Raw genomic sequence first — 25,827 nt, forward strand, 5'->3', positions numbered from 1 at the left:
GGTCGGGTTAAAAATCTTAATGCACAACATCGATCCTGTCGTACTCAGCAATAGGGCAGGGATTTAGCAAGAATCAGATTTAATTTTATAGTCAAATGACTATTTTTACGGGATGCTAGCATCGTGTTTCTTTCTTGCTGTTCCCGCTGATTTTAACTTTGGAGAATGTCTGTGGTTTTTAGACCGTGGCTTTGATGATTGCCTATACAGTGTAGCTAAAAACAGTGTGACCAGGGCACTGCAGTTGACAAATGGGCTCGCATTGGTTCGTATCGAAGAGGAGGATGAACAGTTAAAGGTTTCTGTTTTAAATCGGGCTTTAAGCCCTGAAGAAATTGTTGAATTGAAAGGTTTTGTGAATGACTGGTTTGATCTGGACCTGGATCTTAAGCCATTCTATGAATTGATGCTCAGAGATCCTCGTTTGTCTTTTATGAAGGCACACTATTTTGGTCTTCGGCTGATCGGCATCCCCGATTTGTTTGAAGCCATCTGCTGGGCCATCATCGGACAGCAGATCAATTTAACTTTTGCCTATAAGCTCAAAAGAAAACTGGTAGAACGCTACGGAGAAACATTGGATTTTGAGGGGCAACAGTACTTTCTTTTTCCAAAGCCAGAAGTTTTAGTAAATGCAGTACAGGAAGAATTGCAGGCCATGCAATTTTCTAGAAGCAAAGCGGCGTATGTCTTACAGATCGCCGCTGCTTTTGATGATCAAAGGCTCAGTAAATCCGGGTTACTTGCAATGCCCGATCTAGCCTCCCGTCAAAAGGCTTTGATCAATGTGAAAGGAGTGGGGGTTTGGACTGCAAATTACGCACTGATGAAAAGTTTGAAGGAGCGCTCTTGTATCCCTCATGGTGATGCTGGGTTATTAAACGCATTGGTGAATCTAGGCATCATCAAAGATAAAAAGGACGTTGACGAAATTGAAGCCTTTTTTTCTGGATATGAGGGCTGGGAAAGTTACCTTGTTTTTTACCTCTGGAGAACGCTTTCTAAACGAGTGTAATTATACCTGCTCTCCTATTGGTGTATCATTTTTTGATGCTTCCCAACCAATCATTGCTGTTTTTCTGCTTGCTCCCCAATGGTATTGCCCCAATTCTCCTGTAGATTTAATCACCCTGTGACAAGGAATTAAGAAGGCTACCGGGTTTTTGCCTACTGCGCTGCCTACTGCACGATTGGCTTTAGGGTTTTGCAGGTCATTGGCAATGGCAGCATAAGTTGCCAGATCTCCAGAAGGAATTTTTAATAGCGTTTGCCATACTTTGATCTGGAAATCCGTTCCTTTTAAATGAAGTTTTACTTCGGATAACCTGCTCCAATCTGTGCTAAATATATAAAGTGCATGCTGTTGCAGCTGATCAAGCAGCTGCTGGTACTTTGCATTAGGAAATAGTTGCTGGAGTTCATGGAATGCCTGATTTGAATCGTCAGAAAAGGCCATGTAGCAAATGCCTTTAGCGGTGGAAGCCACCAATAATCGCCCAAAAGGACTGTCTGCGAAACTATAATTGATTTGTAACTGCTGTCCGCCATTTTTAAATTCTCCGGGTGTCATTCCTTCGATTTTGATGAAAAGATCGTGGAGCCTGCTGGTGCCTGATAAACCGGTTTCATAAGCAGCCTCAGCCAATTTGCCATTCTGATTTTTCAAGATTCCTTTCGCATACTCTATGCTTAGGTATTGCAGAAACTGTTTAGGACTCACACCGGCCCACTCCTTAAACATACGCTGGAAATGAAAAGGACTTAAATGAACATGTGCAGCGATATCTTCCAAAGAGGGCTGCTGTTTGAAATTCGTCTTTAAATATTCAATCGCTTTTTCAATTCTTTGATAATCGATTTGATCTGATGTTTCCATGGTTTTAAATTTATATCCCAAAATTAAGGGGTGGACGGCGCTGTGGAAACCCGAAACTTGCGCTATTTAAGTACTGTATTTCTTGTCTGGTGTAGTTTACAAGGGGTTCTGCAGATTAGGGTAGTTTTACAATTTACTATTCCTGATCTGAAATCGTAAGATTTAGTTCTTCTAGTTGTTTGTGCTTGTTTTCTGCAATTAAGGTATGGTGTTTTTGTTGCGTATCTGTGAGCAGATTAATCAATAATTTCTTGTTCGATGCCGAAAGGTCATGGAATAACAATTGATCCGCTTTGAATAAACTGGTGTGTAACAGCTGGAGGAGTTTTTCTCCTTTTGTACTCAATTTAACCAGCTTTGCTCTTTTATCTGAAGGGTCACTTCTCTCTAGCAATAGCCCTGCTTTTTTGATTCTGTTGAGGATATCGATGCCGGTAGATTGTTCAAAGAATACTGCCGCAACCACATCTGATTTCCTCGCTTCACGATAGCGGGCGATCGCCTTCATGAAGTAAAACCATTCCAGTTCAATTCCTGGAAATGCTTTGAGTACGGATTTTGCATAAACCACATGAATAGCATTCAATTGGCCGATCAGAGTAGCTAATTCCTGATCGACATCTTTATCCTCCAACGTAGCGGGTATTTGATCCGGTGCTACGGGGCCTTTATGATCCATCAAAAAATGACTGCAGAATTCCGCTGCATTGGCAGCGGGATTCTTGCTTTCATAATCGGCCCATGCCGTAATCAGTTCTACAATTGGTTTCATAGTCTTCAATTCATCTGCTGAAATTAGTGCAGCGAGTTTAAATACTGACGGAAGTAACCGCATTCTTGTATTGCTTCCTGGTAGAACCTGGTGTCAGCATATTGTCTTGCCAGCATGGCGAAGTTTTGCCCATAATAAAGTGCCTTGGTTTCTACACTCCAGGAATTGGCATCTTTATTTTCTGGAAGATCAAAAGAGCGATTATAACTTTCATTGCGTTCAACTTTGCTGGCCATAAAGGTACAGCGTGCCTGCTGTTCTTTGTTTTTTGTCGCCATTCTTGCCATCAGGTAATACTTTTCGGCTATTTTTCCCGAAAGATACATTGGTCTGAATGGGGCAGGAACACTGAAAGCGCTGCTGCCATAAGTATCAGTTAAACTGGAAATATAGAACCCACGGTTATTGCCATAATAACTAATATTGTAATAAGCATTGGCCAATAAATAGGCGTTATTGTATACATTTCTACCTGCTTTAATCTCCGCCTTCATGCTTTTCATCATCCTCAGTAGCTCAAGTGATTTGAACTTTTTAGATTGTGCCATCTGTTGATCGCAATCATGGCAATCATTTAAGCGCATATTGAATGGATTGGCCTGCAAGGTATCTGTTTGACGGCCGCTTTTCTCTAAAAATGGAATCGCTGCTTCTGGCTGATCCTGAAAAACAAGTGCCGTAGCCTGATAGAAATAAAGATCTTCCACTTTGTATGGATAATAACGAAGCATCGCTTTCTCAAAGGCGGTCTGCTTTTCATTGAGCATTAATGCCTTTAACTGCTCAATACGCTGATTATTGGTGTAAAACTCATGATAACTTCTGAAGATATTAGCTTTAACCAGATCCCCTTGTTTTTTATATAGATCGGAAATGACACCCATACTTTCATTTAGCGATTGATAAAACCTAAGGTCTTTGACTTGCTCTTTCCCATCTCTGAGGTTTGCGAACCAGTTTAGCGGTTCTATCATTTTAGCTTCTGCAGCTGCATCAATCTTTTTCAGTTGTCTCAGATACAAGCCCCAATCCAGGATTTTATACTGTGCCATTAACAGGTTGTTATCTGCTGGGAGCTGTGTTTTTGCCATTTTATAGAATTTCCCTGCAGTTTCATAGTTTTTGTCCATGAAGTTCAGGTATCCTGCAGCGAGGTTCCAGATATAAGGTTTTGAGGTATTGTTTTTTAAAGCAATCCCACTTACTAAGGCCGTGTTTTTCTTTAATATAGAGGTCGAATCTTCCTTTCCACCGTAATAATTGCGGAAACCAGATTCTGTAATATTGATTACCCGGCTCAACAGTAAGTCCAATTTTTCTGATTTAGGATCTAAAGCGATGATTTCTGGAATCGCCCTTTCTGTATCGTAATAGATACCCATTAAATGCCAAAGTGTGATTTTTTCTTCGGGTGTCTTCGCCATCTCTAAACTCTGTTTCCAATCGGCATCCGCATTTGGACGGAAAGACCATTTTGCCGGAATCTTCATTTCACTGCTGTAGTTATAGCAAAGGCTGAACAGGTAGTTGGAAGTCGCATAATCTTCCGCATAATAATACCTGCCCGCTACATAACCCAAAGTTCTGTAATACATCATGTTTTTAGGAAAAACATCCTTGTAGAGATTAAAGGCCTGTATGGTGGCTGCATCTTTTAGCGGTTTTACACCTTCGCTTCTTTCTGCAAAATAATAGTAGCGAACCAATTGAAACCACAATCGTTGCTTAATAAAAGGATCTTTAGCCTTTTTTAAAGCCAGTAACAAGTCCATCTCAAATGCTTTAGGCACACTGAATTCCTGTTTCTCATCCCAATAGTAATAACTTTTATAGCTGGCTGCATAAGTCTCGCTTTTCTTTGCCAAGTCCAGGTAATCAAAGAAGGCCGTTAACTGCTTTTTATTTATTTTTAGTTTTTTTAATTGTGGCAGGCTATCAGGAAGAACTGCAATTTTGCCTTTGTAATTTTGATAAACAGAATCAATTCCTTTTTCGCTGGCACGCAGTAAAAGATATTGAAGGTCAGCTTTGCTGAGTTTTTGTCCGAAATAATCATACCATTCGTCTACAATTTGCTGATTGAAACGGGTGTTGGAGTTATCGTCGTTATAATTATAGTCTTGTCCGTAATAAGCGGAGAAACCAGAATAGAAAAAAGGAGTATATTCTTTGGCAACAAAGGATTCCGGACTGAAACTTGAATAATCGTCGTCATAACCATAGTCTGCACATGCCCAAACTACTCCGGCAAGGGATACTGTGGAGATACCTAGTAGGGTCAGGAACTTTTTTGGTAGGTACTGCTTTAATAATTTGGTAGCTGAATTTAATGTTTTCATAGAAGCTGGTAGTAGTAATAGTATGCTATTGTATTTTAAGATGTTTTAATGAGGTGATCGTACTGTGTATTATCGTTATTGTTGGCGTTGGTAATCATATCGTCTTGTTGTTTTTAGTATGCAATGGTGTTTTTTGCTCAGCAGGGATAAAGGTACGAATGGATGATAATCCATTCCTTAAAATCTGGCAGAAACTTCTAATAGGTCTTTTGCTTTAAACATAGCTGGATCTAAGTTGCCAATTTCATAATAGATAATGGTTCTTTTTTCATCTTTGCTCAAATGTTTGGCCAATTGCTCAGCCGCCTGATCTAAAAGTTCTTTATCAGTTTCTTCAAGTTTGAAAAGATCCCCGGCTTTGACATAGACTCCTGCTGTAAAGAAACTTCTAAGGGCTTTAAATACATGTTTGTCGGAAGTAACTTCGAAATTATTGACATCAGACAGAATTGATTTGCCAATTTTTCCATAGACCTGGATCACCTGGCCATTTCTAATGTGAATAGACCAGGAGAATAAGGGTAGGGCAATGTCCAGTGGCAAAAGATATTTAGGAAGATGACTGACGTAGTTTGCTGCATCTTTAGAATTATAAATAGAATTCGGATCTTCCGGCTTAGCCGAAATTTTACCCATATTATAGAACATCAATATACCTCGATCCACAGGAGGAACACCGGTTCGGATTTGGTATTTGACTTGGTGTAATCTAATGGTCGCTTCCAGGCTTTTGTGACTAATGGCTTTGAAAGTTTTTAGAAAATGAAAGTATTTATCTTTTGTCCCCAGGCTCCAATCGCAATCAAATTGTACTTGTTGGTAATTGAGCTGTTGATCCATGCTAAGTTTGGATAACAATCGCTGTGTATGTTCCGCCAGACTATCTATTCCAGGTAGGGTTAGATTTTCGAAAGTCTGGTTGGTGATAAAAATGACCGGAATAACCTGCGAAGTATTTATTCCTTGTGTGAAATGAATGACTGCTTCCGGATAAGCCCGATTTTCTTTTGCATTCCATTTAATGTCAAAAAAACGGAGATATAGTTTATGCCCTGCCACTTTTTCCAGAATCTCTTGCTGCGGTTGCTCCAGGGAGAAACTTTGTTTCCAATAATAGAAAGCAGTATCAGCCTTGCCAGAAGGGGAGCAGGAGGCTAAAAAAGCAATACTAAGGAGTAAGCACAGGCGTAAAAGGAAAAAGGAGTACTTCATAATTCATTTTGATAGATGCGGCAAAGTTAAACTTATGTATGGATCCAAAATATTTTTTGGAAATAACAATTATTCATTTACTTTTGTACTGTAATAAAAATAATTACAGAATGAACAACGCAAGATTCGCCATTTCTTTACATATCCTGACTTTGCTGGAAAAAGCAAAAGGAGACTTGCTGTCTTCTGATTATATCGCTGGAAGCATCAATATCAATCCTGTTCTGGTTAGAAAAGAATTAATCAACCTTAGAAATCAGGGTTTTGTGGAAAGTAAGGAGGGTAAAAATGGGGGTAGTTTCTTGTCAAAATCAGCAGATAGCATTACCTTAGATCAGATTTACACCGCTGTACGGCAAAATAACTTATTAGGAACTTCTAAAAATGAGCCTAATCCACAATGCCCGGTAGGTAAACAAATCAATCAGCATTTAAATTCGTTATATGATAGTACTGAACAGGTTTTAATCCAGGAATTGTCTAAGAAAACTTTAGCTGATTTTAGCAAGCAGTTCATTTGATTTTTTTTACCTATAACTGTAACAAATAATATTACAATATATAATAATTAAAATAGAAAAGATGAAAGTATCATTAATTGGAGCAAGTGGCTTTGTAGGGGCACACTTATTAACAGAATTATTAAATCGTGGTCACCAGGTAACAGGGATTGTAAGAAACGCTGCTCAGGTGAAAGAAAACAATGCACAGCTCACAGTGAAAGCGGTGGATGTCCTGAATACGGTTGAATTAGCAGAAGCCATCAAAGGATCTGATGCAGTGATCAGTGCTTTTAATGCGGGTTGGACCAATCCAAATCTTTACGATGATTTTCTAGCGGGCTCAGAAGCCATTCAAAAAGCAGTGAAAGATGCTGGTGTACCTCGTTTAATTGTGATCGGTGGTGCTGGAAGTCTATTTATTAACGGTGCTCAACTGGTAGATGGACCTGATTTTCCGGCGGATTATAAAGCTGGAGCAACTGCTGCAAGAGATTACCTGAATGTACTAAAAAATGAAGAAGCATTAGATTGGACCTTTTTTAGTCCGGCAATAGAAATGCACCCAGGAATTACTACGGGACGTACAGGTCAATACCGTATAGGGACAGAGCATCCAGTATTTGATGAAGCTGGAAGAAGCTCACTTTCTGTGCAGGATTTGGCGGTTGCCATCGTTGATGAATTGGAACAACCTCAACATATAAAACAGAGATTTACTGCGGGCTATTAGTCAGTTGATGATTTCAAATGTCTCAAATAATAATAGCCAATTAAGAATGGAATGTGAAGGCCTTTCCCCTGGCAATGTAGCGCTGAACCAGGAGAAAGGCTTTTTTTGAATTGCTTTTATTCTTTTTAAGAAAAAGAGTTTTATATAAAGGCAGAGGTGTGGATTGAAATAATGACTTTTCGGTTACTGGATTTTCAGCTGATATTCTGGTACTTTTGCGGAGAATATATAACGAATGCCAAGACAGATTATAAGAAAACATTATCGAAGAGCAAGGTACGTATTGTACCGCGAGACCTTAATTGATGCCAAAGAGCATGTGCTGACTTTTATTGGCTCATTTATAGGAATTGGTTTAATTGGGCTATTGAATAGCCAGTACATGGTAGCCAACGACAATTTATTTATGATTGGTTCATTCGGGGCCTCCTCAGTATTGATTTATGGAATTATCAATAGTCCGCTTGCACAGCCTCGAAATCTGATCGGTGGTCATGTCATCTCTGCAATTATTGGGGTAACGATGTTGAAAATTATCCCAAATGAAGTCTGGATCGCAGGGGCATTAGCCGTTTCTCTTTCTATCGTAGCGATGCAAATCACGAAGACGCTCCATCCACCAGGTGGTGCAACTGCATTAATCGCAGTAACTGGCGGTGCGAAAATTAAGGAAATGGGTTACCTATATGTTTTCAGCCCTGTGTTTACGGGGGTTATGATTCTATTTCTAGTTGCTCTGGTATTCAATAATATGAGGCATCGTCATTATCCAGCTAAGCCGATCTTTAGGAAGAGAAAGCATCCTAAACAGGGGCAGGTGAGTTCTTAAAATAGAGATGGCCTTGAATTAGGGGCGATCTTGAAGGAATAATGATCCTGCGGAAATTACCCTAAAACATCATTTCATTTTTTTGATGCCCATTGCGTATTGCATTCCAGCCCATAAATGTTGTAAGAATAATGGCTCAGTATAGGATTCTGCAGTATGTCCTAGTCCGGTATAGAAAACCCTTCCTCCCTCAAAATCATGGTACCATGCCATAGGATGCTGCTGGCCGTTGCTGCCTCCCTGATAACTGCTTTCCTGAAGATTGAGTAATACATTTATAGTCGGAGAAATGTCCTTAAAGTTATACCATTCGTCTTTTCTGTTCCATACCTCGGGTAGATGCGCCGTAGCAATGGTCTTCGGATCGATCACTTCTAAGTTTGCGAACTGCTGTGCAGGGTGATTTACAAAATAAGCACCAACTAATTTCCCATACCATGGCCAGTCGAATTCCGTATCTGTAGCCGCATGCACTCCAACAAAGCCACCTCCCGAACGGATATAAGCCTCAAATGCTTTTTCCTGCTGAGGATTTAGTACATCACCGGTGGTATTCAGGAATACAACTGCCGCGTATTGTTTTAAGTTCTGGGTATTGAATTTTTGAGCATCCGTAGTTGTATCTGCTGTAAATTTATAGGCTACTGCCATCTTTTGTAAAGCGACAACACCTTCTTTAATCGAAGAGTGATGAAATCCTGATGTTTTAGAAAATATCAGGACCTTTTTTTGCTGAGCAAAGACGCTGGAATTACTGTTAAAAGCGAAAATAACCAAAAGGACGAAACTGAGGTGTCTATACATAATTAAGGAGCTTGAAGACTAATATATCATTTATACTTTATAATCCCCAAGCATTCATCTTTTACTTAGATTTTTAGCATCGGTTTGTTTTCTGTGAGGAAATAATATTAATAATGATTTAATTTTTAGCAATAAAAGCTTGGTAATTTTCTAAATAATGCAGTTGTTAGTCTTATCGGTAATCAGAGCGGTTACTGTTATGAACCTTAATGAATTGTCATTATATGAAGAATTTTAGAAATAGTGTTTACCTCACAGGTCTTGCAGGTGGAGATCCTACAGTGGTTAATTTTTCCGAGGAAAAGAAGGTAGCAAGAGTAAGTCTGGCCATTAATGAGTTTTATAAGACCCAAACCGGGGAGGCCGTTTGTCAGACGCAATGGATCAACCTGGTTTTCTGGAATAAGAAAGCAGATCTTGCACAATTACTTATTAAAAAGGGGGTCGGGATCAGTATTGAAGGCAGCTTAAAAGTGCAGGCTTATACAGATAAGTTAGGGGAACAGCGCTCTAGCACAGAGATTTTTGTAAACCAGCTGGAGTTGATTACAGCAACTGAATGATAAAGAAAACAAAAGCATTTCGGATGAGGATGAACCAACACCCGAAATGTTTAATTTAAGCATTTCGGATGAGGATGAACCAACACCCGAAATGTTTAATTTCTTTTCAGTTGTAAGGATAAGCCGGCATAGAAGTTTCTACCGGCTGCAGCATTATAATAACGCCCGCCAGCAGCATTCAAGTCGTTGCCAAGGCTATATTTCTGGTTCAGCAGGTTATCTGCTCCGGTAAATAGTGACAGGTCAGATTTACCTAGCTTTAAGCCCTTCCAGTTTAGTCTGGCCTGGACAAGGTGGTATTTCCTGGCATAAACAGTATTGGCATCGTTTAAAGGTACACTGGAAGTGTAATTGTGCTGTGCAAATACAGACCATTGCCCGGGGAAATAACAATCAATACTGCTGATGATGACCTGCTTCGGAACTCCAGTCAGTTGATTTCCGGAATAATCAGCTGCATTGTCTGCATAATGGTTGAATTTAAAATTACTTAAAGTAATGGCATTATAGAACTGTAAGCCACGTATGAATTTAGAGGGATTAACTGGAACCAGCCATAAAGAGAAAGTGCTTTCCAGACCCCATTGTTTGGTGCCGCCGGCATTGATGAAATACTCATTTTCATTCCCATTTAAGCGTCGAACAATGGCACTTTGCAAACGATAATAAAACCCTGTCAGGTCAATGTTGAACCTGCGGTTAGTGCTTTGGTAACGAAGGCCGATTTCATGATTCCAACCATATTCTGGTTGTAAGTCCACATTTATAATCTGGTCTGAAGCCCTGATCTCGGCTATTGTGGGCGGAGAATAACCTTTGCTGACTGTAGTGCGCAATGCAAGTTCTGGTCCCAGTAAATACGATAAGGCAATTCTTGGCATCAGCTGAAAATTAAAGCGGTTGGTTTTTTGATCACTGGCTACAGGAGCAACGCTTTGATAGGTGTATTGGTATAAATTACCGCTTGCAGATAATTCCAGCAGCCATTTGTTACGGAAATCAATATTCAAATGTGCAAAAGCAAAGTTAGACACTGCTTTTAATTGATCACTGGATTTCAATGCAGCAGGTTGGCCCATGTTATTGTTATAATTGAAAATATCAGAGGAGGTTTGCGAGCTTTCCAGTCCAATATTGAACCTGTAATTAAAACTGGCTGCTTGTTTTTGGTATTCCAGATAGGAGCGGAGTCCTAAAGTCAGCTCTTTCCGCTTCTCGTAATTGGTGATAAAAGGGTTTTTGAAATCGGTATAAGAAGAAAATAGGGAAACCACATGTTTAAAATGATCATTGATGATCCAATCATTGGAGAGGCCACCGAAAAGGGTATTGCTGTAAATCCCAGCGTTTTGCTCAATAGCACTTTTCAATGCACCAGCAGCTGGCCTGGAAGCCTGAGGCCGATCCGTGTATTGTGTGATGTTCAATCCTCCTGGAGTATTGTAATGCAGGTCAGAATAGAAAATCAAGGCTTTTAGCTTGTTTTTCTTACTATAATCAAGCTGTTGTGAAATCTGGAAATATTTTCGGTCCATGGCACTATGGTCGCGATAACCGTCACTGCGCTGGTAAGCCTGGGTGATGTTGATGCTGTATTTTTTGAATTGCTGTCCGGCAGATAAGCTCTGGCGAAAGGTACCATAAGCACCGGTTTCCAGTTTTAATATGGCGGATATACTGTCTGCGCTAAGCTGCAGCGGCTGAATCAATACGACTCCTCCGGAATTCGCACCAAAAAGACTGCTTTGCGGGCCCTTTAGGATTTGAATGCGATTTAGAGCGCTCATTTCTAATGCATTCAAGTAGCTGTTGCCTCCGGCATCTGTCAATGGAAACTCATCAAAATAGATTTTGACATTTCTGACGCCAAAAGGAGAACGGAGCAAGCTGCCACGTATGGACAAACGATAGCTGCCTGGAGAGCGTTCTTCCATGCGTATTCCAGGAACCGTATTCATCGCAGCTACCAAAGAACCTCCTGCTTGCTTGTCAAGCACAGAACGGTCAACCAAACCAATAGCGCCCGTCGCTCTTAATAAAGGCTGTGTAGAAAAATAAGGTCTGATTTCTACCTCTTTTAACTTTTTTGTCGTATCCTGCTGCTGTGCAGCTGCAGTAAAAGAAAGTAACAGCAATGAAGCCACTATAAATATTCTCATCAGAAACAAAGCTAAAATTTATACCCAAAGAAAGTATAAACCTCAGTTAAGAAAACGTAAAACTCCTTTTGTCAGCTGATAACAGCAGTGTAGCCGTATTTTATGGAAATAACAAAAAACAATTCAAGATTTTATAACGTTATGATGTTATAATTTGATCATTATGAGTACAGAAAAAAAGGATAAACTTCATCCGACAGACCTGGGAGAAACGAAAGATTTTGACAATTTATCTTATGATAAAGACAAAAATAGCTTTGTATTTGATGTAAAAGGGGAAGAAAAAGATTACGATCACCCTTTACCTTATGATACTTCGGCACCCAATGGGGAAGATAGTAGTTCTTCTTATGATGAAGCTAACCCTTATATTGGAAGCGAGTATAATGATGAAGAACAAATAGGCGAAAACCTGGAAGAGGCAGGTATGCACATAGATAACGGAGAGATTGTTGCTCTTGCTCCAGAAGATGAATTACTAGCAAGAACAGCAGAAGATGAACGCAAAGATCTTGATGAAGAAGGGTATCCCATCAATGACACTCCAGAACAGGTTAGGAAAATTAAGGGTTTACGTCAAGGTTAAACTTACGACGGAGTTCCTCTAATTTCGGGTTTTTATCAAGTAAGAACTGATACTTCTCAGTACTGGTATATAGTCGGTTTACCACTTCACGTGCTGCCTGAATAGTTTTCACAGAGATGCTGAAGTTTTTCAATCGTGGTCTGAGGAAATTCATCAGATCTACCATTTCTTCCTGTAAAAGTCCTTCCTGAAGCTTATGTTCGACCTTGGCGATGATCAGTTCTGTGCCCTCTAATTGTGGTTCAGCACCAATCATTAAGGTGTAAATGTTAATTTTTCCGGCGGTTTTTGCATTTTCCGCATATTGATTCCATAAGCTCAAAAACTGCTCGTGCGAAAAAGATTCTCTTGAATCCCCACTAATATATTTAGGTTCATCGCTGTCAGCTCCGGCAGATTTGGCATTCATATCTGTTAAAGAAGGAATGAACGTACCAGTGGTATTGCTGCCATTCAGACTGATTTTTTGAGTTAAAGCAATTTTTGAAGTAGGAGCAGTGGAAGATTTCACAGGTGCACTAAGGGCTGCTGCGGGAACAGGTTTCGGCGCCGGTTCAGCAAGGACAGGAACACTCTGGGCTGTTGGATAGGGTACAGAGGCAGGTGTAGCTACAGGCGCTGGTGTTGATGCTTGTGTTTCGGCAGAAACCTGAGATAGCATTGGCGCTGCCGGCGGACTTACATTAGTTTTTTTTTTAATCTGATTTTGGTCAGTTGCGGCGTTTTGTACAGGTTGCTGGGCAAGTTGCAGGACTGATGGAATATGACACATCTTGATCAGTGCCAGCTCCACCTGAAGTCGCTGGTTCTTGCTGTTCTTATAAATTAGGTCACACTGATTGGCAAGGTTTAAAGCGGTCAATACAAAGGAAACAGGTGTCTGCTGACTTTGGCTGATGTATTTTTGTTTAATATTCTCGCTAACCTCTAATAATTTCGTGGTTTGCGGATCTTTCGCTACCAATAAATTTCTTAGGTGACTGGCCAATCCGTTGATGAAGTTATTTCCATCAAAACCATTGTTCAGGATCTCATCAAAAAGGATCAAGGCATTGCTCACATCAGCGCTTAGCAAATATTGAGTCAGCTTAAAATAGTAATCATAATCCAGGATATTCAGGTTATCAATTACCGATTTATAAGTTAGGTTCTTATTGGTGTAACTCACAATCTGGTCAAACATGGAAAGGGCATCCCTCAATCCACCGTCTGCCTTTTGTGCAATAATATGCAGGCCGTCTGCTTCTACACTGATATTTTCACGTACTGCAATTTTATTCAGTAAGCTGGAAATATCATCCACCTGAATCCTGTTAAAGTCAAAAATCTGACAACGGGAAAGGATGGTTGGAAGTATTTTATGTTTTTCTGTAGTAGCTAATATAAATATAGCATAGGATGGCGGTTCCTCTAATGTTTTCAGAAAGGCATTAAATGCATTTGCCGAAAGCATGTGTACCTCATCAATGATATAGATCTTATATTTTCCTGCTTGAGGCGGAATGCGTACCTGTTCAATCAGACTACGGATGTCGTCAACAGAGTTGTTGGATGCCGCATCTAATTCGTGAAAATTAAAAGAATGACCGGTTTGAAAAGAAACGCAGGAATCACAAGTACCACAAGCTTCCTGTTCAGGAGTCAGATTGGTGCAATTGATCGTTTTGGCAAGAATCCTTGCGCAAGTTGTTTTACCCACTCCCCTCGGCCCACAGAATAAAAAAGCCTGAGCTAATTGATTATTCTTGATGGCATTTTTAAGTGTACCTGTAATGTGATGTTGACCAACAACGGTTTCAAACGTTGCCGGACGGTATTTACGGGCTGAAACTATAAAATTCTCCATTCGCCAACGAAATTATAAATTTTTTATGGAGCAGAGGGGATTTGTTGGAAAATAAAATGATCTGCTTTGGAATTTTTGGTTTTTATGTTTTCTTAATTGTAAATTTCATGTATATTTGCGCAAATAACGTAAACTTCATTTATGAGACGCTTTCTTTTCGGGCTCTTTATGGTTCTTCCATTCCTGAGCTACGCCCAATCCAATTTCCAAAAAGGATATTTGATCACTAATAAAAAAGATACCTTGAAAGGTTGGATCGATTACCGGGAACTGGCACACAATCCAACTTCAGTAAGTTTTAGTGACAATGGTCGTACAGAAACGAAGGTATATACGCTAAAAGATTGCGCCGAATTCCATATCAATTATGATAACACGACCTATCGACGTTTTTTAGTAGACATCACTACGGCTTCAATTGAATTCTCTGAACTTACTGACAAGATAGATAAGAGTTTCAGAACGGACAGTGTTTTCCTTCTGGTACTGCAGGAAGGACCAAATGTTACGCTTTATAGCTACACAGACCGAATTAAAGAAAGGCTTTACATTCAGGATAAAACTGATGCAGTTCCGGTTGAACTGATCAGAGAGCTTTCTCATCAGCCGAAGGATCCGAGTAAAATAATGATCAATATTCAATATGTCAGACAGTTAATGAGTTTGGTCAGGAAATATGGGAAATGGACGGAGGCTATGGAGAGAAAACTTTCAATATTAGATTACCAAAGAAAAGAGCTGATTAGGATCGTGCTAGTGATCAATGATCAGCAGCTGGCGCCTTCAAAATTTCCTAAAACAAGATGGTTTGCAGGACTGAATATGGACCTGGGACGTACTAAATTTGAAGGATCGTCCGGACTGGCTTCAAAAGAAGCGAAATCAAAGACAACTGTAAGCCCAATGGTTAATGGCGGGGTTGATGTTTTCGTTAATCCGGCTATCCGTAAACTAGTGTTTCGTACAGAACTTAGCCTGGTTAAAACCAATAGCGAAGTTTCAGGTCCAAGAGGATATGATGCCTTTGATATGCTCACTGCCACATTGAGCTCAGGTATTTTATACCACCTTTATAGCAAAGAGAATTTTAAGATTTATATGAGTGGAGCATTTGGGATCAATTTTTCTGATTTCAGCAAGCACAGCGGATATAAGATCTTGGATGGGGCCCTTAACGAATTTAAAGTAGATTATTCATTAACGATGAGGACCATACACCTTTCTTTTCCTGTTCATGTGGGTGTAGTACTGAATAAAAAGATGGAATTCCTTGCAGGCTATAATTTCCCCACCAACATGGTGGATTACGTACATATAGGGATGTACAGACAACGAATGAGGGTTGGATTCAACTATCTTTTTGGTAAATACTAATGATTAAAATTTATAATATATGAAGCGTATTTTTCTTTTCTTAATGATGGCTATTCCTGCCATTGGAATTGCTCAGTCTAATTTCCAAAAAGGGTACTTAGTGACAAATGCGGGAGATACCCTTAAAGGATATATTGATTATAGGGAAGGATTGAAAAACCCGACTTCATTTGTCTTTAAAACCGAATTAAATTCAGCAGCCCCTAAGACTTACACGTTAAAAGATTGTACAGCCTGGCACATTGATGATATGGTATCCTACCAACGTTTTCTGGTAGACATCAGTTTAGGTTCAGTTGAAATTTCTAAAATCTCCTCCCTGGTGGATACTGCATCTAGAAGAGATACTGTCTTTCTACAAGTATTGCAATCAGGGCCGAATGTGACTTTATATGCTTACGTGGACCACATCAAAACCAGGTTTTACATCTTAGATAAAACCGATATTCTTCCTACAGAATTAGTGATGCAGCTATATTATAGAGATGATGAATCTGGAAAGCTCATCACCAACCTGAGGTATGCCCGTCAGTTATTAAGCCTGATGCAAAAGTATGACAAGTTGACGCCGCCAAATGAACGTAGACTGTCGACATTAAAATATGAGGAAGATGAGCTCATTAAGGTGGTGGCTTTAATTAATGGTCAGGAGAGAATTAAGTCTAAGTATAAGCAATTCAGGTGGTTTGCTGGACTTAGTCTGGACATGGCAAATACGAAGTTCCGGGGGGAAACTCCACTGGCCTCATCAGATGCAAAATCAAAAACATCTTTCTCGCCAATGTTTAGCGGTGGTGTTGATTTATTTGTAAATCCTGCAATCCGAAGACTGTTATTTCGCGTAGAAATGGCTTTCGTAAAGAGTAACAGTGAAGTAAGCAGCCCTGCAGGAGGAAACTCCTTTGATCAGTTGAATTTTATACTCGGCCCTTCCATACTTTATCACGTTTATAATGCTGATCACCTAAAGGTTTTTGTGAGTGTAGGAGCAGGCCTGAATTATTCAAAAGTCAATAATCTGGTGAATTTCAAATATGAAAAGGAGATCCTGACTGATGATATGAGAAAAGTTGCGGTTCCGCTTGAACTGGAAAAATTTTACTTAACCATTCCTATTAATGTAGGAGTGGTGCTGAATAAAAGAATCGAATTGCTGGCCGGTTATAGCGTTCCTACTTCCATGACTAGCTACGTTTATTATAGTGCAGAGCGACAAAGATTTCGTGTCGGTCTTAACTATCTGTTTGGTAAACACTAAGATGATTTGATTTTTAATATATAATTGCTACATTTGCATCCCCGTATTTGATGCGGGAAATAAACATAAATTAATCATAACAATGAATCAGTACGAAACTGTTATCGTTCTAACCCCGTTGTTATCAGAAGAGGTTGCTAAAGAGGCATTAGCCAAATTCAGCAAAATCATCACTGATAGCGGAGCCGAGATTGTTCAAGAGGACAATTGGGGTTTGAGAAAATTAGCGTATCCGATTGAAAAGAAAGCAAGCGGATTCTTCCACCTTACAGAATACAAATCTTCAGGTGAATTAGTAAGTAAATTGGAATTAGAACTAAAACGTGATGAGCGTGTTCTACGTTTCCTTACCATTAGATTAGATCGTCATGCGGTTGCGTATAATGAGAAGAAACGCAGTGGTGCTTTTAACAAAAAACCTAAGAAAGAGGAGGTTGCAGGATAATGGCTAAAGATCAAATACAATATGTTACTGCTCCAAAAGTGGACGATAACAGAAAAAAATATTGCCGTTTCAAAAAGAACGGAATTAAATATATTGATTACAAAGACGCAAACTTTTTGTTAAAGTTCATCAATGACCAAGGTAAAATTTTACCTCGCCGTTTAACCGGTACTTCATTGAAATTCCAACGCAAAGTGGCACAAGCGGTAAAACGCTCACGTCATATTGGTTTGTTACCTTTTGTTGCTGACCAATTAAAATAGGAGCTGAGAAATGGAAATTATTTTAAAACAAGATATCAAATCCCTAGGGGAGAAAGACGATATCGTTAATGTAAAGCCAGGATACGGTCGTAACTACTTAATCCCTCAAGGATTCGGTCAGTTGGCTACTCCTTCAGCGAAAAAAGTATTAGCAGAAAACTTGAAACAAGCTGCTTTTAAACAAGATAAAATTAAGAAAGATGCTGATGGTATCGCTGCACGTTTAGTAGATGTGAAGTTAACTATCGGTGCTAAAGCTGGTGAAACAGGAAAGATTTTTGGTGCAGTAAACACTATTATGATTTCTGATGCATTGAAACAACAAGGTTTTGATGTTGACCGTCGCCGTATCACTTTCGAAACTGAACCTAAATTTGTTGGTGAATACATAGCCAACTTAAACTTACACAAAGAAGTGAAAGTTAAAGTTCCTTTCGAAGTTGTAGCTGAGTAATCTTATCTGCACGATATAAAAAGGGTTCTGATTTATCAGAGCCCTTTTTATATTGCCTTTTTTGCCAAACAACAGATATGGAATTCCCCAATCTTCTTACCTTTGAGTAATGGCAACTAAGAAACGCAACCCTCGTAAAACTAAATCCCCTTTATTTCAAAAGATCACCCGCATAGTTACCAAAGTATTCCTTTGGTTTTTGATGGTATCTGTGCTTTGGGTATTGTTTTATCGATTTGTAAATCCGCCCATCACCTTGTTAATGGTCCAAAGGAATATCGAGCGTAAAGCCGATGGCAAGCCTTATAAAATGGAAAAGAAATGGGTAGACTTTGATCAGATTTCAGACAATATGAAAAGGGCTGCTGTATCTGCAGAAGATCAACTTTTCCTAAAACACATCGGCTTCGACGTAAAAGCGATCGAAAAGGCTTTTACTGCCAATCAAAAAGGTAAAAAGATTAAGGGAGGAAGTACGATCTCTCAGCAAACTGCCAAAAATGTATTCCTATGGCCAGGTCGCTCCTGGATCCGTAAAGGTTTTGAAGCTTATTTTACTTTGCTCATCGAAATCTTTTGGAGCAAAGAGCGCATATTAGAAGTCTACCTCAATGTGATAGAAATGGGAGATGGGATTTATGGTGCCGAAGCCGCTTCACAGGCTTATTATGGAAAATCCTGTACTAAGCTGAGCAGGGCACAGGCCGCATTAATTGCCGCGTGTTTTCCAAACCCTATCCGCTGGTCGCCGAAACATGCAACTCCTTATATTCGCCACAGACAATACCTGATCATGAAAAATATGCGCAGATTAGGTCCGCTTGATTTTTAGTCTGTTTATATGATAATGGTTAGATTTCTATAACTTTAACCGGCTTTAACATTATAATATGCTAAGAAAGATGATGAACTTTAAAATAAACTATCTTTTATCCTGCTTGCTGCTCTTTTTTTGCAGCACAGTTTACGGACAGCAGAAATATGTAATGGTGATTCATGGCGGTGCCGGAACCATCCTGAAAAAGAACATGAGCCCTGAAAAGGAAGCGGCCTATGTAGCTGATTTAACAAAGTCTTTACAGGCTGGGTACAATGCGATCAAAGCAGGTAAATCAAGCCTGGATGCTGTAGAAGCAGCGATTCAGGTGATGGAAAATTCTCCTTTATTTAATGCAGGTAAAGGTGCTGTTTTTACCCATGACGGTAGAAATGAAATGGACGCTGCGGTGATGGATGGTAAAACATTGATGGCCGGAGCTGTTGCCGGAGTAACCGTAATCAAAAATCCGATTAGTGCAGCAAGGGCAGTGATGGAGAAATCCGAACATGTGATGATGGTGGGACCAGGTGCCGAAGCTTTCGCTAAGCAGGCAAAACTGGACATCGTGGATCCTAAGTATTTCTTTACTAAAGAACGTTGGGATGGCTTGCAAAAGGCGATCCAGCAGGATTCTGTGAAAGCGGTGCTGGATCACGGTAGTAAGAAAACGGAAAAATTGGGAACCCAAAATAGTGATTACAAATTCGGTACAGTGGGTGCTGTGGCATTAGATAAAGCAGGGAATCTCGCTGCAGGAACTTCTACCGGTGGTATGACCAATAAAAAGTATGGGCGGGTTGGAGATGCACCAATTATCGGTGCAGGAACTTATGCAAACAATGCGACAGCAGGAATTTCCTGCACTGGCTGGGGAGAGTTTTATATAAGAAATGTAGTTGCCCATGATATTTCAGCCATGATGGAATATAAAAACATGACCGTAGCAGAGGCTTCAAAAGCAGCCCTGGAAAAAGTAGGTAAAATGGGTGGAGATGGAGGTTTAATTGCCATGGACCAGCAAGGACACGTGGCTATGCCCTTCAATACCGCAGGGATGTATCGTGGTACGATTACTGCAGACGGAAAAATAGCGGTATTCATCTATAAATAAAAAAATCTATATATAAAAAAACCTGAATGGAGCGATTGAATTTCAATCGCTCCATTCAGGTTTAATGCTGTTATTGAGGACTATAACAAATGTGCAAACACTTTGCTATGCCAGCTTTGCTCAAAAGGAACTTCCCATTTGGTCTGGAATTCTTCCAATGTCTGAACCATATTGTTAAATACAGTCGTTTCCTGGTTTACTTTTTTAATGCTCACTAAGGTCTCGAAATCTTCTTTGTTGGTTACGATCACCTGATCGTCGATCTTATAGGCCATGTTAAACCTGTTGAAAAGATCTATGCCGTATTCCTGTTCAATTTCTTTAATCACCCTTACGGAGGCATCTATAGAACATCCCGTTACGCCAGCACTCGCTTCATCTACTGTAAGGACAATAAAGAAGTTGTATAGTACCGATGCTTTGGCAGCTAATTGATGGCCGTGCGCTTTCCAGTTTGCCGCAAATTCATTCAGTTTTTGCTGAATGGCATCGGCTTCAGTTTCCGTGAATGCACGGTTGCTTTGGTATACCCAAACTTTTGATTGTGGAGAAAAAGACATACCTCAAATTTAGTAATTTATTTAAATTGATTTCTCTAAAACGTGATCATGATGAAAAAGTTTACATTAAACTTGAAAATATGCCTCTGGGTATTGTCATGCCTGATTTTTATGGCTTTTAAAGTGCAATCCTTTCTGGATGAGGAACTTGTTTATCTTCAGAAAAGGCTGTTGGAGTTGTATGATCATACAGCCGAAAACCAGGAAGTAGCACGTTATGAACTGAATGTTACCAACAGTGGTTTCTGCCGATATAAACGTTTTTTCTCAAATGGAAAAGTGGAGTACTTCTCTTTTAACCTGATGAAATTTAAAGGATTAGACTATGCTGAAACGGATACCACCGGAAGGTTGTTTTTCCTCACCAGGGGTGAGGATGTAATCGTACAAACCTATAATGATAAAAAGGATGGGGATGTAGATAGCATGGCTTCCTTTATGGTGATCCCTACAAAAAAGCTAGAACCAAAAGACTTAACCGAACTCTCCAACCGACTGATTAAAATGAATGGGCAGCTACAGGTTCAGAAATAGTATATACTGCAGTTTCTACATACCTGGAGGCTACAATGATCTCTGTTTCGAGCGCGTGCTCTTTAAATAAACTGGCGACCAAATCCGGACAATTATTGTCTTTCGAAAGGTGAGAAAGCAGCAGATGACTCATGAAACTAGGTTTATGTGTGGTAAAGAGTTCCAGTGCCTGCTTATTGGACAAGTGACCTCTTCCTCCACTGATCCTTTGTTTTAGGAAATAAGGATAAGCACTTTTACTCAGTAAATCATCGTCATAATTGGTTTCCAGAAAAGCAGCATGACACTGTTTAAAATAATGAGTCAGTTGTTCACAAACGGCTCCCAGATCGGTAAAGACACCAATATTTGTCTCGCCATAGGAAACCATAAAGCTGTAAGGTTCTGAAGCATCATGTATTTTAGGGAAACCTATAATGGATAAGTTTCCTACAATGATGGCCTCATGGCTTGGTAAAGCTCTGATTAAATCAGGTCTAAGCTCAAATTTACAGCCTTTTAAAGTTCCTGGGCTAATGTATACCGGTAAGTTGAATTTTTTAGAAAGAACAGAAAGCCCTTTGATGTGGTCTGTGTGCTCATGGGAAATGAAAATCGCCCTCACTTTATCCATGCTCAAGCCTAATCTTGACATTCTCTTTTCTGTCTCCTTGCAAGAGAGTCCGGCATCTACCAGGATCGCATCCTCGTTATTGCCGACGTAATAGCAATTGCCATTACTCCCTGAATTTAAGGAGGCAATAGAAAGTGGGTTATAAGCCATTCGCTCTGGCGGTAATTTCTGCAATATCTAACACCTGTACATTTTGATCCTGATCTTTCATTTTCACACCGTCACTCAGCATGGTCATGCAGAATGGACAAGAAGCCGCGATTACTTGTGGCTGAGTTTCCAATGCTTCCTCAATTCTCTCGATATTGATGTCTTTATTTCCTTTTTCAGGCTCTTTGAACATCTGTGCACCACCGGCACCACAGCATAATCCATTAGATTTGCAGCGTTTCATTTCCACTAACTGCGCATCAAGTACTTCCAGCGCTTTACGAGGCGCTTCATACACATCATTCCCGCGGCCTAAATAACAAGGGTCATGATAAGTGATCTTTTTTCCTTTGAAGCTTTCTCCGCCTTCCGCTTTAAGTTTTCCATCATTGATCAGGTCTTGTATCAATTGAGTATGGTGGATCACTTCATAGCTGCCGCCTAACCCCGGGTATTCGTTTTTAATAGTATTGAAACAATGAGGACATCCGGTTACAATCTTTTTAATATTGTAGCCATTCAGTACCTCTATATTGGTCATGGCCTGCATTTGGAAAAGAAACTCATTTCCTGCGCGTTTTGCCGGATCTCCTGTACAACTTTCTTCCGTTCCCAGAACGGCATATTTAATGCCTACATGGTGCAGGATCTTACATATATCACGAGTGGTTTTTTGCGCCCTTTCATCATAACTTCCAGCACAGCCTACCCAAAAAAGGATTTCTGGTTCTTCGCCTTTCGCTATCATTTCTGCCATTGTAGGCACTTCAAAATTTAGTTGCTCGCTCATCTTAGCTAAATAACAGATTTAATATTTTGATTAACTTTTCTTGGCCCAGTTCAACCTGTCGGCCGGAGAATATTTCCATGGTGCACCATTGTTCTCAATGTTGCCCAGCATGGCATTGATACTGGCCGGAGCCTGTGACTCTTCCATCACCGCATATCTTCTCAGTTCGGTGATGATGGCCAATGGGTCAATGTTGATTGGACAGGCATCTGTACAGGCATTGCAGCTGGTACAGGCCCATATTTCTTCCCTGCTGATGTACGAGTCGATCAGCGACTTTCCATCATCAAATCCGTTTCCTGTTTTGTCAATGTTTTTTCCTACTTCCTCTAAACGGTCGCGGGTATCCATCATGATTTTTCTTGGAGACAATAGCTTCCCAGTGATATTTGCCGGACATACCGAGGTACATCTACCACATTCTGTACAAGTGTAGGCATTCATCAGATTCACCCAGCTCAGGTCGTTCACATCTTTAGCGCCAAATCTGCCAGGTTCTGCTTCTGGTGGACTAAATGAGGGATCCAGCATGGCTTTTACCTCATTGGTCACACTCTGCATATTGGTAAATTCTCCTTTAGGCTCCAAATTGGAGAAATAGGTGTTTGGAAATGCGAACAAAATGTGGAAGTGTTTTGAGTAGGGAAGGTAGTTCAGGAAGGCTAATATTCCAATGATATGGAACCACCAGCAGCCTCTTTCTATCGCAATCAGTGCCCCTTCCGAGTTTGGCAATAAGTTCGTCAGGTACTGGCTCACCGGAAAAGATCCGGCTACTGTATAATGTGAGGCACCCATGGCCTGTAATTTTGCATCTGCTGCATTCATTAATAAGAAGGCAGTCATCAATAAGATCTCTGTGATCAAAATATAGTTGGCATCAGATTTAGGCCAGCTCTTCATCTCCACACCACTGAACCTTTTTAATTTGAGCACATTTCTTCTGATCAGGAATACCGCACAGCCTAACCATACGCCTAAAGCCAGAATTTCAAAAGACCCAATTAAAAAGTTATAAATAGGTCCAAGGCCACCAAAAATCCGGTGTGTACCGAAAATTCCATCAATCATGATCTCTAATACCTCGATATTGATGATGATAAATCCTGCATAAACGATCAGGTGCAGAAAAGCAGGAACCGGACGGAAGAACATTTTTGTTTGTCCAAGGGCTACTTTGACCATGGTCATGAACCTTTTTTGAGGTTGATCAGTGCGATCTGCCGCTTTCCCTATGCGGATATTGCGGATCACTTTCTTTAAATTATAACTGAACAAGGCTACTGCTGCCAGTGTAATTGCTATAAATAGGATTTGTAACACCATATTTCTGATTCTGATTATAGTCTGGCTAAGTTAAAAGAAATCCTGCAAAACAAATTACTATGCAAGCATAAAAATAAGCTTTATTGCCTTTTTAAATAAAAAAAGAAGATTTATATTTGAATTACAAAAAAAGATGCTACATTTGCAATCCCAAATAAGGGACAAGATTATTAAACGGTGCGGTAGCTCAGTCGGTAGAGCAAAGGACTGAAAATCCTTGTGTCGCCGGTTCGATCCCGGCCCACACCACTTCAAAAGCTTCAGAGAAATCTGGAGCTTTCTTGTTTTATCAACTTTTATATTTCCTTTTAACTTCTTTCCAGAACATCATGAAGATGCAATGGCTAACTAAGGTCATGGCTAACTTTAACTAAACGGTCTTATCCGGATAGAATAGAGCGAGGACTGACCTAGGCTAATTGATAAACAATGTTTAAATGTACTGATGACCATTTTTTTTAAAAAAATATCCCTAATAGATTTCATTGGTTTATAAATAGTTAGGTTCATTTTTTTAATTCAGCACCCATAATTGTTTAACTATTTTCAAATAATATTTTGTTTTTCAAAAAAAGACCCTACATTTGCAATCCCAAACAACGGGACAAGATTATTAAACGGTGCGGTAGCTCAGTCGGTAGAGCAAAGGACTGAAAATCCTTGTGTCGCCGGTTCGATCCCGGCCCACACCACTTCAAAAGCTTCAGAGAAATCTGGAGCTTTCTTGTTTTAAAGATTTTTTTCGCGTTATTTATTGGAACCTTTTAATTATCTTTCTTTTCATCCCTCGAAATTCATCATGAAAAATAAAAATCAAGGCTTTTTAAAGAAGTAAAATGAGCAAGAAGGTATCTATTAAAGACATCGCAAAATTAACCAATACATCAATTACCACGGTTTCCTTTGTTTTAAATGGCAAAGGACATATCAGTAAAGAGATCAGCAAGAAAATTCTGGATACCGCCAAAGAGATCGGCTATGAACCCAATAGGATGGCGATCGGTCTCCGAACCGGTGTTTCTAAAGTAATTGGTCTGGTGGTAGAGAATATTGGTGGACCGTTTTTCGGCGAGATGAGCAAGGTGATCGAGGCAGAGGCAGAAAAATCTGGCTACCGCATCATCTATTGCAGCACAGACAATAATGTTAAAAAGGGGAAAGAAGCCATCCGTATGCTGACACAGCAATTGGTAGATGGCTATATCATTACGCCTTTTAAAGGGCTGGAAGAAGAAGTTCTGAAACTTATTGATCAGGGGAAGCCAGTGGTGCTGGTAGATGGGTATTTTCCCGGTCTTAACATTTCCCATGTGCTGGTCGACAATTATAACAGCGTGCTAAAAGCAGTCAATTGTTTTATTGAAGGAGGATATAGAAATATAGGTTTTGTGACTTCAGATCTGGATTTGATTCAATTGGATGAACGTTTGTCTGGTTATAAAAGCGCTTTAATCAGTAATGGGATCAAAGAAAATCCAGCGTTGATTTTTAAACTGCCCTATCTCCTGGATAAATCAGAAGGACTGAAACAAATTAAAGCATTTATAAACGCACATCCCGAAATGGATGCCATTCTGTTCACCACAAATTATCTCGGAGTGATGGGCATCATCAGCGTTAAAGAATTGGGACTGCGTATTCCTCAGGATCTGGCCTTTATCAGTTTTGACGATACAGAGATATTCAGTGTCTACCCACCTGGAATTACTACCATTCAACAGCCCGTTTACCAAATTGCAAAATATGGCATTGATATTTTACTCTCTCAAATGAAAGGGATTACGCCGGAAAATTCTGCTGCAACGAAATTGCAGATCGCATCAAACCTTATAGAAAGAGGCTCAACGGTCGCAAAAAGCGAATCTTGATGGCGACTTGTGAATTGAAAGTCATAACACGTAGGGGCTTGG

The 25,827-nt window shown here is 39.9% G+C and carries 26 protein-coding genes and 2 tRNA genes; 17 read left to right on the forward strand and 11 right to left on the reverse strand.

The genetic code is table 11. The features are described from left to right. The first annotated feature begins 112 nt into the window (after positions 1 to 112). Positions 113 to 1,015, forward strand: coding sequence for a DNA-3-methyladenine glycosylase family protein (locus K7X70_RS13570; protein WP_222537564.1), 903 nt, complete (start codon positions 113 to 115; stop codon positions 1,013 to 1,015). Here K7X70_RS13570 and K7X70_RS13575 read toward each other — a convergent pair whose 3' ends face one another. The 4 genes from K7X70_RS13575 to K7X70_RS13590 all read right to left on the reverse strand — a co-directional run bounded on the left by K7X70_RS13575 (position 1,016) and on the right by K7X70_RS13590 (position 6,199). After that, entirely contained in the window at positions 1,016 to 1,876 is an 861-nt protein-coding gene (locus K7X70_RS13575) for a bifunctional transcriptional activator/DNA repair enzyme AdaA (protein WP_222537565.1), read from the reverse strand. 136 nt (positions 1,877 to 2,012) lie between these two features. Beyond that, positions 2,013 to 2,648, reverse strand: a complete 636-nt coding sequence (locus K7X70_RS13580) for a MarR family winged helix-turn-helix transcriptional regulator (protein ID WP_222537566.1) — start codon at positions 2,646 to 2,648, stop codon at positions 2,013 to 2,015. A gap of 23 nt (positions 2,649 to 2,671) precedes the next feature. After that, positions 2,672 to 4,987: a hypothetical protein gene (locus tag K7X70_RS13585; protein ID WP_222537567.1), complete on the reverse strand. Its 2,316-nt coding sequence runs from the start codon at positions 4,985 to 4,987 to the stop codon at positions 2,672 to 2,674. Positions 4,988 to 5,164: 177 nt separating this feature from the next. Next, positions 5,165 to 6,199, reverse strand: a complete 1,035-nt coding sequence (locus K7X70_RS13590) for a hypothetical protein (RefSeq protein WP_255607180.1) — start codon at positions 6,197 to 6,199, stop codon at positions 5,165 to 5,167. Between the two features lie 110 nt (positions 6,200 to 6,309). On the opposite strand from K7X70_RS13590, the gene K7X70_RS13595 reads away from it, so the two are divergent. The 3 genes from K7X70_RS13595 (at position 6,310) to K7X70_RS13605 (ending at position 8,261) form a co-directional block, all read left to right on the forward strand. Then, positions 6,310 to 6,720, forward strand: coding sequence for an RrF2 family transcriptional regulator (locus tag K7X70_RS13595; RefSeq protein ID WP_222537568.1), 411 nt, complete (start codon positions 6,310 to 6,312; stop codon positions 6,718 to 6,720). A 61-nt stretch (positions 6,721 to 6,781) separates the two neighbouring features. After that, positions 6,782 to 7,432 carry an NAD(P)-dependent oxidoreductase gene (locus K7X70_RS13600; protein ID WP_222537569.1) on the forward strand — a complete coding sequence of 217 codons (651 nt, stop codon included), beginning with the start codon at positions 6,782 to 6,784 and terminating at the stop codon, positions 7,430 to 7,432. 235 nt (positions 7,433 to 7,667) lie between these two features. Next, positions 7,668 to 8,261 carry an HPP family protein gene (locus K7X70_RS13605; RefSeq protein ID WP_222537570.1) on the forward strand — a complete coding sequence of 198 codons (594 nt, stop codon included), beginning with the start codon at positions 7,668 to 7,670 and terminating at the stop codon, positions 8,259 to 8,261. Positions 8,262 to 8,330: 69 nt separating this feature from the next. Here the strand turns inward: K7X70_RS13605 and K7X70_RS13610 are convergent, their stop codons facing one another. Then, positions 8,331 to 9,065, reverse strand: a complete 735-nt coding sequence (locus K7X70_RS13610; protein WP_222537571.1) for a ThuA domain-containing protein — start codon at positions 9,063 to 9,065, stop codon at positions 8,331 to 8,333. A 224-nt stretch (positions 9,066 to 9,289) separates the two neighbouring features. On the opposite strand from K7X70_RS13610, the gene K7X70_RS13615 reads away from it, so the two are divergent. Further along, positions 9,290 to 9,628, forward strand: coding sequence for a single-stranded DNA-binding protein (locus K7X70_RS13615; RefSeq protein ID WP_222537572.1), 339 nt, complete (start codon positions 9,290 to 9,292; stop codon positions 9,626 to 9,628). A 95-nt stretch (positions 9,629 to 9,723) separates the two neighbouring features. Here K7X70_RS13615 and K7X70_RS13620 read toward each other — a convergent pair whose 3' ends face one another. Further along, positions 9,724 to 11,787 carry a TonB-dependent receptor gene (locus K7X70_RS13620; protein WP_222537573.1) on the reverse strand — a complete coding sequence of 688 codons (2,064 nt, stop codon included), beginning with the start codon at positions 11,785 to 11,787 and terminating at the stop codon, positions 9,724 to 9,726. A gap of 163 nt (positions 11,788 to 11,950) precedes the next feature. Between K7X70_RS13620 and K7X70_RS13625 the strand changes: the two genes are divergently transcribed. After that, on the forward strand, positions 11,951 to 12,373 hold the full coding sequence (locus K7X70_RS13625; RefSeq protein WP_222537574.1) for a hypothetical protein: 423 nt from the start codon (positions 11,951 to 11,953) through the stop codon (positions 12,371 to 12,373). Here the strand turns inward: K7X70_RS13625 and K7X70_RS13630 are convergent. Further along, positions 12,351 to 14,219 carry a DNA polymerase III subunit gamma/tau gene (locus K7X70_RS13630; protein ID WP_222537575.1) on the reverse strand — a complete coding sequence of 623 codons (1,869 nt, stop codon included), beginning with the start codon at positions 14,217 to 14,219 and terminating at the stop codon, positions 12,351 to 12,353. The two genes, K7X70_RS13625 and K7X70_RS13630, sit on opposite strands and share 23 nt — an antisense overlap. A 141-nt stretch (positions 14,220 to 14,360) precedes the next feature. On the opposite strand from K7X70_RS13630, the gene K7X70_RS13635 reads away from it, so the two are divergent. From K7X70_RS13635 to K7X70_RS13665, 7 genes are all read left to right on the forward strand, one after another. Beyond that, positions 14,361 to 15,593: a hypothetical protein gene (locus K7X70_RS13635; RefSeq protein ID WP_222537576.1), complete on the forward strand. Its 1,233-nt coding sequence runs from the start codon at positions 14,361 to 14,363 to the stop codon at positions 15,591 to 15,593. A gap of 19 nt (positions 15,594 to 15,612) precedes the next feature. Next, positions 15,613 to 16,851: a hypothetical protein gene (locus K7X70_RS13640; protein ID WP_222537577.1), complete on the forward strand. Its 1,239-nt coding sequence runs from the start codon at positions 15,613 to 15,615 to the stop codon at positions 16,849 to 16,851. An 82-nt stretch (positions 16,852 to 16,933) separates the two neighbouring features. Beyond that, positions 16,934 to 17,296 (forward strand): 30S ribosomal protein S6, encoded by a 363-nt coding sequence (rpsF, locus tag K7X70_RS13645; RefSeq protein WP_062550348.1) that lies wholly within the window; start codon positions 16,934 to 16,936, stop codon positions 17,294 to 17,296. Next, on the forward strand, positions 17,296 to 17,559 hold the full coding sequence (gene rpsR, locus K7X70_RS13650; RefSeq protein WP_008244392.1) for a 30S ribosomal protein S18: 264 nt from the start codon (positions 17,296 to 17,298) through the stop codon (positions 17,557 to 17,559). The genes rpsF and rpsR overlap by 1 nt, the downstream gene beginning before the upstream one ends. A 10-nt stretch (positions 17,560 to 17,569) precedes the next feature. Then, entirely contained in the window at positions 17,570 to 18,013 is a 444-nt protein-coding gene (rplI, locus tag K7X70_RS13655; RefSeq protein WP_222537578.1) for a 50S ribosomal protein L9, read from the forward strand. A gap of 109 nt (positions 18,014 to 18,122) precedes the next feature. Then, the gene (gene mtgA / locus K7X70_RS13660) at positions 18,123 to 18,845 is read left to right on the forward strand and encodes a monofunctional biosynthetic peptidoglycan transglycosylase (RefSeq protein WP_222537579.1); all 723 of its coding nucleotides are present in this window, start codon (positions 18,123 to 18,125) and stop codon (positions 18,843 to 18,845) included. Positions 18,846 to 18,903: 58 nt separating this feature from the next. Further along, positions 18,904 to 19,944, forward strand: coding sequence for an isoaspartyl peptidase/L-asparaginase family protein (locus K7X70_RS13665; protein ID WP_222537580.1), 1,041 nt, complete (start codon positions 18,904 to 18,906; stop codon positions 19,942 to 19,944). A gap of 80 nt (positions 19,945 to 20,024) precedes the next feature. Here K7X70_RS13665 and K7X70_RS13670 read toward each other — a convergent pair whose 3' ends face one another. After that, a complete protein-coding gene (locus tag K7X70_RS13670) occupies positions 20,025 to 20,504 on the reverse strand; it encodes an ABC transporter ATPase (protein WP_222537581.1) in 480 nt (159 codons plus the stop codon). 48 nt (positions 20,505 to 20,552) lie between these two features. Between K7X70_RS13670 and K7X70_RS13675 the strand changes: the two genes are divergently transcribed. Next, on the forward strand, positions 20,553 to 21,038 hold the full coding sequence (locus K7X70_RS13675) for a hypothetical protein (protein WP_255607184.1): 486 nt from the start codon (positions 20,553 to 20,555) through the stop codon (positions 21,036 to 21,038). Here K7X70_RS13675 and K7X70_RS13680 read toward each other — a convergent pair. From K7X70_RS13680 to K7X70_RS13690, 3 genes are read right to left on the reverse strand one after another with little or no spacing between them, the layout of a single operon-like run. Beyond that, a complete protein-coding gene (locus K7X70_RS13680; RefSeq protein ID WP_222537582.1) occupies positions 21,004 to 21,801 on the reverse strand; it encodes an MBL fold metallo-hydrolase in 798 nt (265 codons plus the stop codon). The genes K7X70_RS13675 and K7X70_RS13680 overlap by 35 nt on opposite strands. Further along, on the reverse strand, positions 21,791 to 22,591 hold the full coding sequence (locus K7X70_RS13685) for a (Fe-S)-binding protein (RefSeq protein ID WP_062550343.1): 801 nt from the start codon (positions 22,589 to 22,591) through the stop codon (positions 21,791 to 21,793). The genes K7X70_RS13680 and K7X70_RS13685 overlap by 11 nt, the downstream gene beginning before the upstream one ends. A gap of 30 nt (positions 22,592 to 22,621) precedes the next feature. Further along, on the reverse strand, positions 22,622 to 23,917 hold the full coding sequence (locus K7X70_RS13690; protein WP_222537583.1) for a 4Fe-4S dicluster domain-containing protein: 1,296 nt from the start codon (positions 23,915 to 23,917) through the stop codon (positions 22,622 to 22,624). Between the two features lie 176 nt (positions 23,918 to 24,093). On the opposite strand from K7X70_RS13690, the gene K7X70_RS13695 reads away from it, so the two are divergent. From K7X70_RS13695 to K7X70_RS13705, 3 genes are all read left to right on the forward strand, one after another. After that, positions 24,094 to 24,166: transfer RNA gene (locus K7X70_RS13695), tRNA-Phe, on the forward strand. A 370-nt stretch (positions 24,167 to 24,536) separates the two neighbouring features. Further along, positions 24,537 to 24,609 (forward strand) — tRNA-Phe (locus K7X70_RS13700). Positions 24,610 to 24,753: 144 nt separating this feature from the next. Continuing rightward, the gene (locus K7X70_RS13705; protein ID WP_222537584.1) at positions 24,754 to 25,785 is read left to right on the forward strand and encodes a LacI family DNA-binding transcriptional regulator; all 1,032 of its coding nucleotides are present in this window, start codon (positions 24,754 to 24,756) and stop codon (positions 25,783 to 25,785) included. Positions 25,786 to 25,827 lie beyond the last annotated feature (42 nt).

This window comes from Pedobacter polysacchareus, from assembly GCF_019802255.1.
In the GTDB taxonomy this organism is placed as follows: domain Bacteria; phylum Bacteroidota; class Bacteroidia; order Sphingobacteriales; family Sphingobacteriaceae; genus Pedobacter; species Pedobacter polysacchareus.

Coding starts and splice junctions, on each gene's coding strand:
- K7X70_RS13610 (WP_222537571.1), bottom strand. CDS start 9,065: ATGTATAGACACCTCAGTTTCGTCCTTTTGGTTATTTTCGCTTTTAAC.
- K7X70_RS13590 (WP_255607180.1), bottom strand. CDS start 6,199: ATGAAGTACTCCTTTTTCCTTTTACGCCTGTGCTTACTCCTTAGTATT.
- K7X70_RS13690 (WP_222537583.1), bottom strand. CDS start 23,917: ATGGTGTTACAAATCCTATTTATAGCAATTACACTGGCAGCAGTAGCC.
- K7X70_RS13675 (WP_255607184.1), top strand. CDS start 20,553: ATGATGAAAAAGTTTACATTAAACTTGAAAATATGCCTCTGGGTATTG.
- K7X70_RS13615 (WP_222537572.1), top strand. CDS start 9,290: ATGAAGAATTTTAGAAATAGTGTTTACCTCACAGGTCTTGCAGGTGGA.
- K7X70_RS13570 (WP_222537564.1), top strand. CDS start 113: ATGCTAGCATCGTGTTTCTTTCTTGCTGTTCCCGCTGATTTTAACTTT.
- K7X70_RS13600 (WP_222537569.1), top strand. CDS start 6,782: ATGAAAGTATCATTAATTGGAGCAAGTGGCTTTGTAGGGGCACACTTA.
- K7X70_RS13625 (WP_222537574.1), top strand. CDS start 11,951: ATGAGTACAGAAAAAAAGGATAAACTTCATCCGACAGACCTGGGAGAA.
- rpsF (WP_062550348.1), top strand. CDS start 16,934: ATGAATCAGTACGAAACTGTTATCGTTCTAACCCCGTTGTTATCAGAA.
- K7X70_RS13595 (WP_222537568.1), top strand. CDS start 6,310: ATGAACAACGCAAGATTCGCCATTTCTTTACATATCCTGACTTTGCTG.
- K7X70_RS13605 (WP_222537570.1), top strand. CDS start 7,668: ATGCCAAGACAGATTATAAGAAAACATTATCGAAGAGCAAGGTACGTA.
- K7X70_RS13680 (WP_222537582.1), bottom strand. CDS start 21,801: ATGGCTTATAACCCACTTTCTATTGCCTCCTTAAATTCAGGGAGTAAT.
- K7X70_RS13620 (WP_222537573.1), bottom strand. CDS start 11,787: ATGAGAATATTTATAGTGGCTTCATTGCTGTTACTTTCTTTTACTGCA.
- rpsR (WP_008244392.1), top strand. CDS start 17,296: ATGGCTAAAGATCAAATACAATATGTTACTGCTCCAAAAGTGGACGAT.
- mtgA (WP_222537579.1), top strand. CDS start 18,123: ATGGCAACTAAGAAACGCAACCCTCGTAAAACTAAATCCCCTTTATTT.
- K7X70_RS13685 (WP_062550343.1), bottom strand. CDS start 22,591: ATGAGCGAGCAACTAAATTTTGAAGTGCCTACAATGGCAGAAATGATA.
- K7X70_RS13580 (WP_222537566.1), bottom strand. CDS start 2,648: ATGAAACCAATTGTAGAACTGATTACGGCATGGGCCGATTATGAAAGC.
- K7X70_RS13635 (WP_222537576.1), top strand. CDS start 14,361: ATGAGACGCTTTCTTTTCGGGCTCTTTATGGTTCTTCCATTCCTGAGC.
- rplI (WP_222537578.1), top strand. CDS start 17,570: ATGGAAATTATTTTAAAACAAGATATCAAATCCCTAGGGGAGAAAGAC.
- K7X70_RS13705 (WP_222537584.1), top strand. CDS start 24,754: ATGAGCAAGAAGGTATCTATTAAAGACATCGCAAAATTAACCAATACA.
- K7X70_RS13575 (WP_222537565.1), bottom strand. CDS start 1,876: ATGGAAACATCAGATCAAATCGATTATCAAAGAATTGAAAAAGCGATT.
- K7X70_RS13640 (WP_222537577.1), top strand. CDS start 15,613: ATGAAGCGTATTTTTCTTTTCTTAATGATGGCTATTCCTGCCATTGGA.
- K7X70_RS13630 (WP_222537575.1), bottom strand. CDS start 14,219: ATGGAGAATTTTATAGTTTCAGCCCGTAAATACCGTCCGGCAACGTTT.
- K7X70_RS13665 (WP_222537580.1), top strand. CDS start 18,904: ATGCTAAGAAAGATGATGAACTTTAAAATAAACTATCTTTTATCCTGC.
- K7X70_RS13670 (WP_222537581.1), bottom strand. CDS start 20,504: ATGTCTTTTTCTCCACAATCAAAAGTTTGGGTATACCAAAGCAACCGT.
- K7X70_RS13585 (WP_222537567.1), bottom strand. CDS start 4,987: ATGAAAACATTAAATTCAGCTACCAAATTATTAAAGCAGTACCTACCA.